The organism is Streptomyces sp. NPDC044063 (genome assembly GCF_056434285.1).
This window is the reverse complement of the sequence record NZ_JBWKFM010000012.1, coordinates 12,144-26,426: the sequence shown is the minus strand read 5'-3', so window position 1 is coordinate 26,426 and position 14,283 is coordinate 12,144. Positions and strand designations below refer to the sequence as shown.

Annotated in this window: 12 protein-coding genes; 6 read left to right on the top strand and 6 right to left on the bottom strand. The window is 75.0% G+C overall.

What is annotated here, in order from left to right; translation table 11 throughout:
- Window positions 1-69 precede the first annotated feature (69 nt).
- From AC07BS_RS16650 to AC07BS_RS16635, 4 genes are all read right to left on the bottom strand, one after another.
- Window positions 70-216: a lasso RiPP family leader peptide-containing protein gene (locus AC07BS_RS16650; RefSeq protein ID WP_478643515.1), complete on the bottom strand. Its 147-nt coding sequence runs from the start codon at window positions 214-216 to the stop codon at window positions 70-72.
- The gene (locus tag AC07BS_RS16645; RefSeq protein ID WP_478932788.1) at window positions 161-2,122 is read right to left on the bottom strand and encodes an asparagine synthase-related protein; all 1,962 of its coding nucleotides are present in this window, start codon (window positions 2,120-2,122) and stop codon (window positions 161-163) included. The genes AC07BS_RS16650 and AC07BS_RS16645 overlap by 56 nt, the downstream gene beginning before the upstream one ends.
- Before the next feature lie 167 nt (window positions 2,123-2,289).
- A complete protein-coding gene (locus AC07BS_RS16640; protein WP_478932786.1) occupies window positions 2,290-2,721 on the bottom strand; it encodes a lasso peptide biosynthesis B2 protein in 432 nt (143 codons plus the stop codon).
- Window positions 2,718-2,981: a lasso peptide biosynthesis PqqD family chaperone gene (locus AC07BS_RS16635; RefSeq protein WP_478932784.1), complete on the bottom strand. Its 264-nt coding sequence runs from the start codon at window positions 2,979-2,981 to the stop codon at window positions 2,718-2,720. The genes AC07BS_RS16640 and AC07BS_RS16635 overlap by 4 nt, the downstream gene beginning before the upstream one ends.
- Window positions 2,982-3,522: 541 nt before the next feature.
- Here AC07BS_RS16635 and AC07BS_RS16630 point away from each other — a divergent pair.
- The 6 genes from AC07BS_RS16630 to AC07BS_RS16605 all read left to right on the top strand — a co-directional run bounded on the left by AC07BS_RS16630 (window position 3,523) and on the right by AC07BS_RS16605 (window position 13,279).
- The gene (locus tag AC07BS_RS16630; protein ID WP_478932782.1) at window positions 3,523-3,711 is read left to right on the top strand and encodes a thiazolylpeptide-type bacteriocin; all 189 of its coding nucleotides are present in this window, start codon (window positions 3,523-3,525) and stop codon (window positions 3,709-3,711) included.
- Between the two features lie 126 nt (window positions 3,712-3,837).
- Entirely contained in the window at window positions 3,838-6,600 is a 2,763-nt protein-coding gene (locus AC07BS_RS16625; RefSeq protein WP_478932780.1) for a lantibiotic dehydratase, read from the top strand.
- Window positions 6,601-6,632: 32 nt separating this feature from the next.
- Window positions 6,633-7,832: a lantibiotic dehydratase C-terminal domain-containing protein gene (locus AC07BS_RS16620; RefSeq protein ID WP_478932778.1), complete on the top strand. Its 1,200-nt coding sequence runs from the start codon at window positions 6,633-6,635 to the stop codon at window positions 7,830-7,832.
- Window positions 7,829-9,607, top strand: a complete 1,779-nt coding sequence (locus AC07BS_RS16615; protein ID WP_478932777.1) for a hypothetical protein — start codon at window positions 7,829-7,831, stop codon at window positions 9,605-9,607. Before AC07BS_RS16620 ends, AC07BS_RS16615 begins: the two co-directional genes overlap by 4 nt.
- Window positions 9,608-9,648: 41 nt before the next feature.
- Window positions 9,649-11,541, top strand: a complete 1,893-nt coding sequence (locus AC07BS_RS16610; protein WP_478932775.1) for a TOMM precursor leader peptide-binding protein — start codon at window positions 9,649-9,651, stop codon at window positions 11,539-11,541.
- 31 nt (window positions 11,542-11,572) lie between these two features.
- Window positions 11,573-13,279: a thiopeptide-type bacteriocin biosynthesis protein gene (locus tag AC07BS_RS16605; protein WP_478932773.1), complete on the top strand. Its 1,707-nt coding sequence runs from the start codon at window positions 11,573-11,575 to the stop codon at window positions 13,277-13,279.
- 27 nt (window positions 13,280-13,306) lie between these two features.
- On the opposite strand, the gene AC07BS_RS16600 is transcribed toward AC07BS_RS16605, so the two are convergent.
- Both AC07BS_RS16600 and AC07BS_RS16595 read right to left on the bottom strand, forming a co-directional pair.
- Entirely contained in the window at window positions 13,307-13,744 is a 438-nt protein-coding gene (locus AC07BS_RS16600) for a hypothetical protein (protein ID WP_478932771.1), read from the bottom strand.
- A gap of 230 nt (window positions 13,745-13,974) precedes the next feature.
- On the bottom strand, window positions 13,975-14,232 hold the full coding sequence (locus AC07BS_RS16595; RefSeq protein WP_478932769.1) for a hypothetical protein: 258 nt from the start codon (window positions 14,230-14,232) through the stop codon (window positions 13,975-13,977).
- Between the last annotated feature and the right edge of the window lie 51 nt (window positions 14,233-14,283).

Below are 14,283 nucleotides of genomic sequence, written 5' to 3'. Positions count from 1 at the left end.
CGGCCGTTCGGCCTCAGGTCGCGGCCGGAGGTCTCGACCCGGGGCCGAACGGCCGGACGGCCTGACGGGTCAGCCGGCCGGTGCGTAGTACCAGAAGTGTCCCGGGCTTCCGCCCTCGACGCGATTGCCCGCCGGCGTGCCCATCGTCAGCTCGGCGAAGTCACCGACCTCCACCATCGCCGGAGGCTCGTACATCTCCTCCTGCTGCTGTTCCATCGCGCTCTCCCTTCTCCTCCCCTGCTCGCTCCCGAGCAGGAACTCTCGTCCCGGCGGGGCCGATGCCGTCTCCCGCCGCCCGGGAGCGGAGCCAGATCTCGCAGCCCAGGGTGGCGTCCAGGGCCGGTGCCAGGGTGTGCGGGCTCGGGTGGAGGGCGAGCAGCTCCGCGCGGAGGACGGCGGCGTCGATCAGGCCGGCGCGGGCCAGCGCCGAGTCCTCGAAGAGCTCGAAGAGCTCCGCCCGGCTCCGGCGCAGGGCGTGGTGGAACTCGGCGCCGTAGTCGCCCTTGGTGGACCGGCCGAGGACGGCCCCCGGCACGAGGCCGCGCAGGGCGTCGGCGAGCACCGGCTTGTAGCGGTGGGGGGCGTTGCGCTCGGCGACCCGCACCGACAGGGCGGCCTCGACGACGCGGTCGTCGAGGAAGGGCGCCGCGTATTCGAGGCCCCGCGCCGAGGTGAGGCGGTCGGTCTGGGCCACCGCGCGGGCGCCCGCCCGTACGGAGGCCAGGGCCATGTGCTGGCCGCGCTGCGGTGCGAGCGGTGCCGTGCCGGCGCCGGCGGCCTCGTGCAGCGCCTTCTGCACGGTCCGCACCGCCTCGGGGGTCGCCCAGGCCGGCATGCGCGGCTCCGCGCCCCAGCCGACCGGGAGGGAGCGGAGGGTGTGGGACAGGGTGGGTGCCGGCGCCGTGAGGCCGTCCGCCCAGGCGCCGAGCCACTGGCCGTAGGTGCTGCGGTCGGCCAGGCCGCGCAGGAGCGGCCACAACGGGCCCTGGAGGAAGGCGTGTTGCCTACGGACACGGCCGAGCGCCGCCAGCGGGCGGCTGCGGACGTAGTCGTGGAGGTGCTGGGGGAACGCGGTGAACAGCTCGTCGGCCCCACCGCCCGTCATGTGCAGCCGCGAGGACCGCTCGGTCATCAGCCGGGTGAGCGTCGCCAGGCGGGCGGCCTCCCGGGCCCACGGGCCCGGCGCGTCGTTGGGGTCGGTCGCCCCGGCCATCTCCGCGTACCAGGAGGGTGCCGCGTGCACCGTGCCGGTGGCCCCGTCGCCGGCCACCAGGTGCTGGGCGGCGCGGAGTTCGGCGGCGGCGCGCTCGGCCCAGACGACGTCGTCGTTGCCGGCGTCGTGGCACTCCCAGCGCAGGGTCACCAGCCCGGCGCCGCCGTGGCGCGCGGCCAGGAAGCAGAGGCTGGTGGAGTCCATGCCTCCGGAGAGGTCGGAACTGATCGTGCCGCCGCCGGCGGCGCAGGACGCGACGGCGGCCTGCAGCGCCCGGCGGACGGCGTGGGCCCCCTTGGCGGCCGGGACGTCCGGAGCGGGCGCGGTCCACCAGCGGCGGGTGTGCGCCCGGCCGTCGGCCTCGACGACGAGGCAGTCCTCGGGCCGCAGCGCGTCGACGCCCTCCCAGACGCCGTGGACGTCCAGGGGGTGGGGCGGGGGCGCGGACAGCAGGTGCAGCGCCACCGTCCGTTCGTCCACGCGCGCGTCGGTCAGGGCGGCGAGGGTGTCCGCCCTGCACGCCGCGATCGTGGCCCGCCCCACGCGTGTGTGGTGGACCCGCCGGACGCCCGACGCGCTGCCGCGCACGCTGACGCGGCGGTCGATCGAGGCGACCACGTGGAAGCTCCCCGCCAGGTCCCGTACGGCCCGCTCGCCGTCCTCGACGTGGCGGGCCCGGCGCAGCCCGACCGCGAGCTCGCCGGCGGTGACCGGGCAGCGGCCGATCACCGCGAGCCGGGCCGTGCCGGCGTCGGCGACGGTCAGCCGGTCGTCCGGCCAGTCGCCGAGCAGCCACGGGCGGCCCGAGGCGTGTTTCACGACCCGTGGGGCGCGCGGGAGCAGGGCCTGGGCGGCGGGGCGGGCGACGTCGCCGTCGGGAAGCGCGACGAACCACGTACCGACGGTCATGACGTACGCCTCTCCCCCGAGATCCACGGCGCCGGCGGCGGCTCCGGCACGACACCGGACCGCACCGCCTTCCGGAGGCTCCCCCGGCGTCAACCCGCCCATCCGCGCTGCCGAATTGTCAACCCTTCCGAGTGGATCGAAGGATGGTCATATCGCATGAGGAACGGCTACGACGGCCGCTTCCGGGGCGCGCTCGGCACGACCATGATCCGCCCGTAGTAGCCGGCCGCGAACGACTCGCCCACCGGCTCCCCGCCGACCTCGACCCAGGCGTGGGCGCGGAACGGCGCCGTACGCACCCCCGTGCACCAGTCCGGCCAGACGCCGCGCATACGGCACAACACCGCGGTGGCGACGGACCGTTGCAGACACCCCTCGCCCGCGCAGCGCGCGCTCACGGCGACCACCGCCTGCCGCGCGGCGAGCGCCTGCGCGGCGGTGGCCGGCGCCGCGCCGCGCCGCAGTAGCGTCAGGGAGCGCCGGATGCGGCCGGGCGGCATCAGGACGATCAGCCGGGCCACGGCCGTGGCCAGCAGCGCGGGCGGCCGGTGGTGGGGCGGGATGATGTCCCGGGCCGCCGGGACCATGGGCTGGCTCATGAGACCGTCACCAGGCCCGCCTCGCGCAGGGAGCCGACGATGGACGCCACGTCGTCCGCCGTCCGCTCGGGGGTGACGCGCGGATACCGCGCGGCGAGCCGGCGCGCCGCGTCGTCCTGGGTGGCGCCGTCGAGCAGCGCGCGCAGGACGAACGCGGCCGTGAGGTTCAGCTGCCAGTACCGGCCGGTCGTTTCGTTCAGCAGCACCATTCCGTCCTCGGTGTCCGCGGCGGACACCGAGGGATGCAGGGCGAGGGTCACGGTTGTCCTCCGGTGGCACGGTCGGGAGTGGCGGCCGGATCGAGCGGCACCGGGCGGCGACCACCACGGTGCGCGAACCACGGTGCGGGAACCACAGTGCGAGAACCCCAGAATTCCACGCGCACCGCACCGGAGCGACTACTTCGGCACGAAAGCCCGGATTTCCGACTGGAGCCGCCCGAGCCGTCTCGACGCCCCCGCACCCCCTGGACACCCCGGTACGGGCCCGCGTCCCGCGTGTACGGCGCGTCCGGACGTGGCCGACTTCTTCCGCTCTCGACTCGTTTTATCCAGCAGTCCCATACGAGCCATCGGCATATTCCGGCCAATCAAGATATGACCCAACACGACCACCTAGTCTCAGCCATATAGTCATCCCCGCAACGCGCTGATCACTTACGGTCATCGGACGTCAGCGACCTGTCAGCAGCATGTCAGCGGGCCTTTCTGACGCGCTTTCCGTGGACCGCCAGGCTCCATTTCGCACGACTCTTCCAGTGCACTTTTCGGCCTTCACCTTCACACCAAGGGGATGATCCGTATGTCCGAGCCGGCACGCACCATCGACTTCGGCCTCCAAGACCTCGACCTGGACCTCGGCGACCTCACCGTCACCTCGATGCGTGACACCGTCGCGCTCCCCGAGGGCGGCGCCTCCAACAGCGGGAGCTCCTGCTCCTGCGGCTCCTCGTCCTGCGGCCAGCCGCACCTGCCGCACCCGAACGTGTGACCCCGGCGCGCGTCCCCTGACGCGCGCCCGGCTCCACGCGATCGCCTGACGCCCGCCGCGGACCGTACCTCTTTCATCAGGGGCGGCCCGCGGCGGGCACCCGCACCACGAAGGGACGGGACCCGCATGCCGCACCCCACGGACGCCGACAGCCACGCCGACACCCGCACGGGCACCGGCACCGGCACCGGCACCGGCACCCGCACCGTCGGCCACCTCGTACGGTCGGCGCCGTACGCACTCGTGCGCGCCACCGTCCTCACCCACCCGGCACAGGGCCCGGACGCCGCGGAGTTCCGCGACACGCTCGCCCGCCTCGCCGCCGCGGAAGGCGAGTCGCTGGCGATCGCCGGCCCCCTCTGCGACGACCTCTACGCCAGCCACGACGACCACTCCGCCGAGTTCCACCGGGACGTCGTCCTCCCCCTGCGCCGCGCCCTGCACAACGGACGCGCGCCCCGGCCGGTCCTGCTCGACCGGCTCGGCGACCTGCCCGCCCGCCTACCCCGCCTCCGGGCCTGGCTCGCCCTACGGGACCGGCGCACCGCCCTCCTCGCCGCCCTCGACCGCACCGCCGGCCCCGCCCTCACCGCCGAACGCACAGCCCTCGCCGCCCTCTGCCGCGACCCCGCCCTCACCAAGGCCGTCGCCCTCACCAGCACCGACCTGCTGCGGGCCGTACGCCGCGCCGGTGACGGGGCCGACGACCGCAAGGCGCGCAAGGAGGAACCCACCGTCCTGCGCTACGCCCTGCGGGCCAGCACGAAGACCAGCCCGCTGTCGTGGTTCACGGCGGTCGGCTGGGGGCCACTGCCGGAACCGTCGGACACGCCGGGGCCCCGACGTGCGAAGGCATGGGGCGAACCGGGCCTGTTCGACGGCCTGTTGACGAACACGGTCACCGTCAACCGCGCGCTGACGGCCGCCCTCACCGCCGCCCTGCTGGACGCCCCGCACCGCCGCGCCGGGCTCCCCCACCGCATCACCAGCACCGCCCGCATCACCGACGGCGGCCGTGCGGCGTACGCGCGCGACCGGGGCGTCTTCGCCGGGGGCCGCTACCTCGTCGCCGACGAGGACGAGGCCGAACTCGCCCTGACCGGCCCGCTGCGCCTGATCACCGAACGCGCCGCGGCGCCGGTCGCCCTCGACGAGCTCGCGCACGCCCTCGCCTCCGCCCTGCCCGGCACGGACGCGGGCCCCACCGCCGCGGGCCACGAGGCGGCCCTCGCCTTCCTCGACCGCCTCGTGGAGGCGGGACTGCTCGTCCCCGCCGACCCTGTTCCGCCGCAGGACCACGACCCGCTGGGCGGACTCGCGCGGTGGCTGCGCGAGAACGAGCGCCGGAGGTCCGATGAAGAGGACGCCGCGCTCGCCGACCGCATCGCCGAGATCTCCCGTCTGACCACCGCGTTCGCCGCCGCGCCCGCCGCCGAGCGCCCCGCCCTCCTCACCGGCCTCTCCGGCCGCTGGACGTCCCTGCTCGCCGACGCCGGCCGCCCCGTACCGGCCCGCTCCGCCGCCCTCAACGTCCTGTCCGAGGACGTCGTCGCGCCCCGCCCCCTGCGGCTCGACGGCTACCTCGACGGCGCCGACCACGAGGCCCTCGGCGAGGTCACCGCGCTGGCCGAACTCTTCGACCTCGGCCACCTGATGCGCCGGTGCGCACGCGACCGCTTCGTCGAGCGGTACGGCAGCGGAGGCGTCTGCCACCACCCGTGGGAGTTCGGCGCCGACGTCACCGAGGCCTGGGAACGGGCCGGTCGGCTCGCCGCCCTCAGCCCCGCCGACCGCGACGACTTCCCCACCGGCGCCGCCGAACTCGCCGCTCTGCGCGACACCGTCGCGGACGCCTTACGGGACGGGGACGGCGTACAGTACGCGAACGCCGTAGGGGACGCGGACGGCGACGTCGTCCTCCCCTCCGACCTCGTGAAGGGCCTGGGCGAACGGCTCCCGCGCTGGGCCGTCGAACGCCCACTCAGCCTCTCCTGGTTCCTCCAGCGCGACCCCGGCGCCGGCCTGCTCTGCGTCAACCGCGTCTACGGCGGCTGGGGGCGCTTCACCAGCAGGTTCCTCGACACACTCGACCCGCGCGCGGCCGAGGAGGTCGGCTCGCAGATCCGCCGCGGCCTCGGCCCGGACGCACGGGCCGCCCAGATCCGGCCGGTCGGCGGGTTCAACGCCAACCTCCACCCGCTGCTCGTCCCCGACGAGATCGGCCCCGACCGCGACCGCGCGACGATCGGCGAGTCCGACGTGGAGCTCGTCCACGACGAGGCGACCGACCAGGTGCGGTTCCGGCTGCGGGCCACCGGTGAGCCGCTCGACGTGCTCTACTCGGGCTTCCTCGCCCCCATCATGCTGCCGCGCCGGATCGGCGCCCATCTCGGCGACCAGCCGCACGGCCTCGTCGACTTCCGCTCGCTGGTCCCCCGGCGCACCCTCCCGGCACCCGGCGGCCAGGTGGTCCGTACGCCCCGGTTGCGCCACCGCCACATCGTCCTGCTCCGCCGGAGGTGGCTGCTTCCGGCCGGTGTCGTCCGCGCCCTGCACACGGAACTGGCCGCGGTGCGGGGAGTTCCGGCCGGGGTCGCGGCCCGCTGGCGGGCCCTTCTCGGCCTGCCCGAGCAGGTCTTCCTCCACCCCGTCGCCGCCGCCCCGACCGGCCGCACGACGGAGGACTTCCTGGCCCATACGCGGCTCCCCAAGCCGCAGTTCGCCGACCTCGGCAACGCGCTCCACCTGCGCTGCCTGGCCAAATGGCTTTCCCGCCACCCCGACGGCGTCGTCCTGGAGGAGGCGCTCCCCGCACCCGGCGGGCTCGCCGCGCCCACCCGGGCCGTGGAACTCGTCGTGGAGACCTACAGGGCCGGACGATCCGGATGACCCGGTCGAACGCGATGACCCCGATGCCCCCGATGACCGAGGAAGCGACCGTGGAATCGACCATGGAATCGACCGTGCCGGCAGCTCACCCCCAGCAGGACGGGCCCACCACCGTCACCGACGTGGCCGTCTATTACCACCACCCGGTCAAGGCACCGCTGCTGCGCGAAGTCCTGCTGCCCCTCGCCGAGTCGTACACGGCACAAGGGCTCGCCGTCCACGTCGAACGGCACTGGCTCCACGGCCCCCACCTGCGACTGCGGCTGCACGGGCCGGCGGAGCGCCTCGCGCCCGCCGCCGAGGAGGCCGCGCGGGCGCTGCGCGACTGGGTCGCGGCCCACCCCTCGCACAGCGATCTCACCGAGGCGGAGCTGCTGGAGCAGGCCGTCGAGACCGGGCGCGCCGAACTCGTCGCCCCGCCGTACGACCCGATCGTGCCGGACAACACGGTCCGGATCGAGGCCACCGACCTCGCCCCGCTGCGCGGCCTCCTCGGCGCCGACGGCCTGGCCCTGCGCGACGACCTGCTGCGCCGAGGGCTGGGCACGCTGCGGGCGGGGGCCGGGTTCCTGGGCGAGCACGGCGACAGCGCCCAGGCACGGGTCCAGCTCGCCGTGACCGCGCTGGCCGCCCACGCGGCGGCCCACCCCGGAGGGCTCGCCGGCGGCCACTACTCGTACGTCTCGCACCTGGAGGACTTCCTCGTGCACGACGACCCGGACGGGCGGCTGCGCGCGAGCTTCGAGCGCCACTGGGACAGCGCGGGCGAGGCCGTCACCGGCATCGTCGGCAGGATCGCCGACGGCGGTGCGCGCGGCTGGGAACGGGAGTGGGCCGACTGGTCGGCCGCCGCCTGGCGGCTCGCGGAGGACCGCCACGACGCCGGGGCCGATCTGCACGGTGCGCCGCTCGAGTACCGGGTACGGGCGGCCGCCACCGGGGACGCGGCGGCGGTGGAACGCTGGAACCAGGACATCCGCACCCGGTACAGCGAGTTCCACCGGCTCCTGCGCCGCTCCGACCCGCAGGGCGCGATGTGGAGCCGCCCCGACTACCTGGTCTACCGCGCCTGCACCAACGCGCTGTACCGCCTGTTCGCGATCTGCGACGTCCGGCCGCTGGAACGTTACCTCGCCGCCCACCTGGTCGTCCGCACCGTGCCAGGGCTCACGGGCTGCGACTGGCGCGCCGAGGTCGGGGCGGTCATCGACGCGGTGGAGGGCAGGTCATGACCACGCGTCCGGCCGATGCCGCCGACCCGGAGGAGACCGTCCCCGGGACGACGGGCACCTGGCGGCTGCGCCCCGGCGTGGCCGTCACCCCCCTGCGCGACGGACTGCACCTGCGTGGCCCGCGCGGCACCGTCACCCTGGAGGGCAGCGGCGCGCTGCCCGCCCTGTGGCGCGTACTTGAAGGGCCGTTGCGCACCGGTGAGACAGAGGAGTTGCTGCGGCAGGCGGAGCCGGGGACGCCCGTACGCACGGCGCTGGACACGCTGATCGCGCGGTTGGAGGACCACGACCTGCTGGTGACGGCGCCACACGCCGGGGCGACCGGGGCGAAGGCCGGGGACGACTGGCTCGCGACGACGGCCGACAATCCCGCCGAGGCGGCGTCGGCGATCGCGGCGGCGCGCGTGGAGATCACGGCCGGTGGGGCGGAGGGCTCTCCGCCGGCGGAGGCCGCCCGGCGGGCCCTGGAGCGGGGCGGCGCCGTGGTCGCGTACGCGGCGGACGGTGCGGGTGCCGGGAACGCACTGCCCGCAGGATCGTTCCTGCTGACGGCGCGCGGGGGCGGTCAGGACGAATGGGCGGTCGCCGTCGGCGTGTGCGGCGGCAGTGGATACGTCACCGCCCCGGGCAGCTCGGCGCAGGCCACGGCGGACGCGAGGGCGCTGGCGGCGCGCCTGGGCCCCTCCCCTTCTCTTTCTCCTTCTCCTTCTCCTTCCGGCGCGTCCGTCGCTCTCCTGGGCGGGGCGGCGGCCCATCGGCTGCTGTGCGCGGTCGGTGGGCTGACGGACCCGGCGCACGAGGGGGACGACCCACGGCTGCCGGACGGGCTGCCCGCCGTCCTGCTGGCGACCGCGCGGCCCCCGCGCGCCGAGTACCAGGGCTGGGCCGGGCCCGACCGGATCGACGCGGACCGGCGGACCCCGCTCGGCCCCGCCCTCACCCTCGCCGAGGCGCTGCGCCGGATGGCGGTGCTCGGCGACGAGCGGATCGGGCTGCTCCCCGCCCCGCTCCCGGGGGCCCTGCGGCAGCTGCCCGTACCGCTCGCCGCGTGTGACCTGCCCGGCGACACGACGCACGCCGGCACCCTGCTCGCCGGTGCCCCGCGCCTGGACCTGGCCCGCCTCGACGCGTTCTGCCGTACGGCCGAACTCCTGCTGGGCCAGGAGCGCTTCACCGTGGGGGCGAACCCGGAGCATGCCTGGGGACGCGCCCTGCGCCGAGCCGTCACCGCCGGCGTACGGTCCGACGCCGCCGGTACGGACTGGTCCGGTCATCCGCAGGCCCGTCACTGGTGGACCACGCTCACCGAACGCCTGGGCGTCCGGGCGCGCCTGGAGGTTCTCCGGGTCATGCCCGGCGAGGAGGCGTACCTCGCGGTCGTCCACGCCGAACCGGCCGTCGGCGGTTCTCTTCTTGGGCGAGCCGTCGAGGCGACGCCGGGGGACGCGGCCGCGTTCGCCGCGCTCTCGGCCGTGGCCACCGTCCAGGCGTCGCGCGAGGAGGTGACGGTCCGGCACATGTGCGGGTCGGACGGTTCCGTGGCGACCCTGGCGTCCGCCGACGCGCGGCCGGCCGCCTGGGAGGACAGCGGCTGGACCGCCGGCTGGCTGGCGGAACTGGCCGACCGGGAGGTGGCGTTGCACACCGCCCTGCACAGGGTGACCGGTCTGCGCGCCCGCCGGGCCGTCCCGGCCTCGCCCGGGGCCGTGGACCTGGCCGCGCGGCTGCGGGCCTGCGGCTTCACCGTGCTGGCCACCAAGAAGGGTGAGCGATGACGTCGGCCGTGTCCCCTCTATCTGTATCCACCTTGACCGCCATGCCGGTGCCGGTGCTCGATGCCGCGTCCGCGATGGCTGTCACGGCGGGCCCGGCGGTCGTCCTGATGACGGAGTGGACGCTGGGGCTCGCCGAGGAGCTGAGTCGTCATGCGCTCGCGCATCCGGTGACGCTGGTCCCGGTCCGTTTCGACGGAGCGCTGGCGGTGGTCGGTCCCGTGCTGCGGCCGGGCGCGCCCGCCTGCCTGTCCTGCGTGGAGTACCAGCGGCTGGCCACGGCGGGCGGCAGGGTGCCGTGGCAGAGCCCGAAACTGGCGCTGGCCGGTTCGCCGTCGCCCGCGCTGAGTGAGGCGATCGGAACCCTCGCACTGGAATTGCTGGAACCGCTGGAACCGCTGGAACAACCGGATACGGCCGAATCCGTGGCGACCGCCACCGTGCACGTCGTCCACACCGCCCGCGCCACCTGGTCCACCCACCAGGTCCGCCCGGTCGGCGGCTGCGCGGTCTGCCGGCCGCTGCCCGAGGACTCGGCTGCCGGGGTGACGCCCCTGCCGGCCGGTCCCCGGCCGCTGCCCGACCCGGCCGTGCTGCGCGGCGCCAACTCCCGTACGACCAATGACGGGATGCGGGCGGCGCTGCACGACGAGCGGTTCGGTCCCGTGCGCGAGCTCTTCCGGTCGGAGGACTCTGCCTTCTGTCTCACGACGGCGTTGGTGACGGACGGCCGGCTGCTGGACGACGGCGGGTACGGGCGGGCCGGGGACTTCGCCGACAGCGAGCGGGTCGCGCTGTTCGAGAGCGTCGAGCGGTTCGCGGGGATGCGGCCCACCGGCCGGCGCACCGTGCTGCGCGCGTCGTTCGCCGAGCTGGGGCCCGACCGCGCGCTGGACCCCGAACGGCTCGGCCTGCCCGACCCGGCGTACCACGGGCACCCCGCGTCGCACAGCGTCCCGTACACCCCGGAGCTGGAGATGGAGTGGGTGCACGGCTGGTCGCTCACCCGGGGCCGGGCGGTCGCCGTGCCCGAGCACGTGGCGTACTGGGACGTGCCGGGCGCCGGCCGGACACGGGTGATGTACGAGTCGTCCAACGGCTGCGGGCTCGGCAACAGCCCCGAGGAGGCGGCGTTGTACGGCCTGTTCGAGGTGGCGGAGCGGGACGCGTTCCTCATGGCGTGGTACGCGGCCACGCCGCTGCCCCGGGTGGAGCCGCCGCCCGGGGACCTGGGCACGGCGCTCCTCGCCGACCGGGCCGCCGTGGCCGGCTACCGGCTCGTGCTCCTCGACGCGACGAACGACTTCGGCGTTCCGGCGGTCGTGGCCGTCTGCCGCTACGAGGGGACGCACCCGGAGGCGCCCCGGATGTTCCTGGCGGCCGGGGCGCACCACGACCCGCGCACGGCGATCCGTTCGGCCGTCGCCGAGGTCGTCACCAATGTGCTGGAGGCGCCGCACCGCGCCTCGGCCGACGGCCGTCCGCGCGATCCCGAACGGCTTCGCCCGATGCTGGACCGGCCCGATCTCGTCCGGACCCTCGACGAGCACGTGGGGCTCAACACCCTTCCCGAGGCGGCCTCCCGCCTGGAGTTCCTGTTCGCCGACACCCCGGTCCGGCCGGTGGCCGAGGCGTGGCCGGGAGCGCCGGAGCCGGTGACCGATCTCGGTGCGCTGCTCGACGCGACCGTGGGCCGGCTGGGGGACGCGGGCCTGGAGGTGATCGCGGTCGACCAGACCGAGCCGGGTCTGCGCGACCGGCTCGGGCTGCACTGCGTGAAGGTGATCGTGCCGGGGGCCCTGCCGATGACCTTCGGGCACGTCAACCACCGTACGAGGGGCTTGCCCCGGCTGCTGGAGGTGCCGTACCGGCTGGGGCGTGTCGATCGGCCGCCGCGGTACGAGGACCTGGCGATCCACCCGCATCCGTTTCCGTGACAGCGACCAGCCCGACGAACGAGAGCGGCACGTGAGCCCTGACATCGATACCAGCACCAGCACCAGCACCTGGCACAGCTTCCACCTCTTCCTCCACTCCACCACGGAGGACACCGACGCCTTCCTGACCGACGACGTGGCCCCGCTTCTCGACGGGCTGGTGGCGGCCGGGGACGCGGAGCGGTGGTTCTTCATCCGGTACGGGGAGGGCGGCCCGCACGTACGCGTGCGGGTGCGTGGGCTCGACGCGACGGCCGCCGCCGAGCTGCCGGCCGCCCTGGCCCGGGCGGCGAAGGCACGCCCCGCCGTGGGGAACGCCTGGCCGTCGCACCACGGCGAGGTCCGTGAGGTGCCGTACGTCCCGGAGACACGCCGCTACGGCGGACCGCGCGCGCTCCCGACGGCCGAGCGGGTCTTCGCCGTCTCCTCGCGGGTGGCCGTTGAGGCGCTGCGCGCCCTCCGCCGGGCGTCCGCCGGGTCGGCGCGGCTCACGCTCGCGGCCGACCTGGTCCACGCCACCGTGCACGCGCTGGGCATGGACCGGCTCGAAGGGGCGCGGTGGCTGCGCCGGCACGCGGCGGGCTGGCGGTGGGTCGACGAGGTGGAACTGCTGCCGGGCGCGGTGGTGCACACGCGGGTCAACTCGGTGTACGCGGCGCGGCACGCGGCCTTGGAGCACCGGTCGCGGACGCTGCGCGAGTCGCTGGAGGCGGGCACGGCGGCGCCGTGGCTCGCGGAGTGGGCCGGGACGGTCGCGGACGCGGACGCGCTGCTGCGCGCGGAAACCGGCGGCGAGGCCGGTGCGGCGACGGTCCTGCCGTGGGTGTGGGCGTCGCAGGTGCACATGCTCCTGAACCGGCTCGGCGTCACCCCGGACGAGGAGCGGGCGGTGTGCCGGCTCGTGGCCCGGACGCTGCTGGACGCGGGTGAGCCGCCGGCGTTCTTCGCGGAGGGGCACGCCGCGCCGGACCTGCGGTACCTGGAGGGCAGCAAGTTCCAGATCGGCCGGCACGAGGACACGGCCCTGCGCCCGCTGGAGCCGGAACCCACGCGATCGGCGGTCCCGGGCCTCCCGGAGATCCCATTGCCCGGGGGTGCCCTGCCGGAGGTGTCGCTGGGGTCCGTGCTGGCCGGCAGGGCCTCCGTGCGGGGTGCGCTCGGCGGCCCGCTGGACGCGGAGACGCTCGGGACGCTGCTGTGGAGTGCGCTGTCCGAGAGCGGCCGTAGCGAGCAGCGCCTCGCGGACGGCTCGACCCGGTCGCTCGTCCACCGCCCGTACCCGAGCGCCGGGGCGCTCTACACGGCCCGGGTGCGCCTGCTCGCCCTCGACGTGGCCGGTCTCCCGTCGGCCACCTACGACTGCGTGCCCGAGCGCCGCACGCTGCGCCGCGTCGGCCCGGCGCCGTCGGTGGCCGACGTCAAGACGCTGTCGACGTACCTCTCGCGTCCGTCGGAGGACCCCGACCGGGTCGGCGTGGACGAGGCGCCCGTGGTCCTGGGCCTCTACGTGAACCTGGGCCTGCTGCGCCGGCGCTACGGCCAGCGCGCCCTGCGACTGACCCTGCTGGAGGCGGGCCACCTGGCGCAGAACCTGCTGCTCACGGCGACGGCCCTGGGCCTGGCGGGCACCCCGCTCGGCGGTTTCCACGACGACCTGGCCCACGAGCTGCTGGGCCTGGACGACCTGGACCACCCGCTCCAGTACCTGCTGCCCCTGGGCCGCGCCCTGCACGGGTGAGGCTGGGGCCGGCTCCGGTACTACCGGTCAGCCGGCGGTGCGGACGACCTTCTCGACCTCGCACTTGGCGCCGGTGGTGGCCGCGCCCGGCTTGGGGGTGTAGGGGGTGGAGACGTCGTGGGTGTCCTCCTGGCCCGGGCGGACCAGGAGGAGTCTGGCGGTCTGCTCGTCGAGGGCGGTGCCGTCGGGGGCCGTGAACTTCACGGTGACCTCGTAGCTGTAGGCGTTCGAGTTGCCGTTGGTGGCCTTCACCTTGGCGGTCACGCCCTGCTTGTCGGCGTAGGCGCAGCTGGCGATCTGGACGTCCTTCGCGGCGGCACCGCTGTCGTCGATGGCGGCCGCCGGCTTCGATCCGGAACCGGAGCCCTGCTCGTCCGAGCCGCTGCTGCAGCCGGCACCTGTCGCTGCCAGGACGGTGACGGCGAGCCCGGACATGGCGGTGTTACGGATCTTGCGGAGCTTCACTGTGTCTTCTCTCTGGCGAAGGACAGGGCCGACGGCAGCCCGGTCGCGGCGCCGTCATCAAGTCCGCGTCACGCTAGGCAGCAACCCGGTGGATATCCATGCCGGCCTGGGCATCGTGATGCAGTCGCGACCTAAGCGAGCCCAAGTCCTGATCAGAAGTGGCCGAAATCAGGCCATAGTGAGGCTGGTTTTATACACACGGGGCGTCGGTGAGAGTGGTAGGCGACGCGTCAGGTGCCCCGGACCATGATGGCGCCCGGGAAGGCGATGACACCGGGAGTGGCCGAGGCCCCGTCGCAACCCCGGAAGACACTGCGGTCCGCACTCTCGGACACGAGCGTCAGCACCTCCGGCGTGGCGGTGTACGTCCCCTGGTGGACCACACCGTCCTCGAGCTCGTACGCGAACACGCCGCCGGCCAGGAACGTGATCCTGAGGATCGCCTGCGGTACGTAGAGGCGGTAGGTGGCGTCCGCCGCACCACGCATCCGCGCCCGGCGATGATTAGGCTAGCCTTGCCTAACTTTCACTTCGTTCAC

Coding starts and splice junctions, on each gene's coding strand:
- AC07BS_RS16595 (WP_478932769.1), bottom strand. CDS start 14,232: ATGCGTGGTGCGGCGGACGCCACCTACCGCCTCTACGTACCGCAGGCG.
- AC07BS_RS16645 (WP_478932788.1), bottom strand. CDS start 2,122: ATGACCGTCGGTACGTGGTTCGTCGCGCTTCCCGACGGCGACGTCGCC.
- AC07BS_RS16630 (WP_478932782.1), top strand. CDS start 3,523: ATGTCCGAGCCGGCACGCACCATCGACTTCGGCCTCCAAGACCTCGAC.
- AC07BS_RS16640 (WP_478932786.1), bottom strand. CDS start 2,721: ATGAGCCAGCCCATGGTCCCGGCGGCCCGGGACATCATCCCGCCCCAC.
- AC07BS_RS16615 (WP_478932777.1), top strand. CDS start 7,829: ATGACCACGCGTCCGGCCGATGCCGCCGACCCGGAGGAGACCGTCCCC.
- AC07BS_RS16625 (WP_478932780.1), top strand. CDS start 3,838: ATGCCGCACCCCACGGACGCCGACAGCCACGCCGACACCCGCACGGGC.
- AC07BS_RS16610 (WP_478932775.1), top strand. CDS start 9,649: ATGCCGGTGCCGGTGCTCGATGCCGCGTCCGCGATGGCTGTCACGGCG.
- AC07BS_RS16650 (WP_478643515.1), bottom strand. CDS start 216: ATGGAACAGCAGCAGGAGGAGATGTACGAGCCTCCGGCGATGGTGGAG.
- AC07BS_RS16620 (WP_478932778.1), top strand. CDS start 6,633: ATGACCGAGGAAGCGACCGTGGAATCGACCATGGAATCGACCGTGCCG.